The sequence below is a fragment of the Idiomarina sp. UBA4206 genome, from assembly GCF_002383015.1.
Taxonomy (GTDB): domain Bacteria; phylum Pseudomonadota; class Gammaproteobacteria; order Enterobacterales; family Alteromonadaceae; genus Idiomarina; species Idiomarina abyssalis.
The window spans coordinates 7228-7539 of sequence record NZ_DFTS01000038.1 but is presented as its reverse complement, the minus strand read 5'-3'; the positions used below and the strand labels follow the sequence as shown (position 1 = coordinate 7539).

The following is a 312-nucleotide window of genomic DNA, read 5'->3' as shown; positions in this document are numbered from 1 at the left end:
TTCGTAAAGCTGACAACGATGCGCGCTCGGTACTGGATATAGCCGTTAGCAGCGACTCCTTAACACTGGAAGAGCTCACCCGCCGGTTGGAAACCGATTTATCGCCTGAATTTTTGGCCATTAATGGCGTAGCCGATGTCCGTTTAAATGGTGACCGCGAACGAGTATTGCGCGTTGACCTTGATCCTCTGAAGCTGGTGAGCTTTGGTTTGTCGGTCACGGATGTCGCCGATGCCTTGCGTCAGGCACCTTTTGATGTGCCAGCCGGTAGCCTGCGCTCAACTGATCAGCGATTGATTATTCGAGCCGATG

1 protein-coding gene is annotated in these 312 nt (G+C 52.9%); it reads left to right on the top strand.

Going from position 1 to position 312, the window contains the following annotated elements:
- Nucleotides 1-312, top strand: a 312-nt coding sequence (locus tag B3180_RS07995) for an efflux RND transporter permease subunit (RefSeq protein ID WP_286843925.1), incomplete at both ends; no start/stop codon positions are given.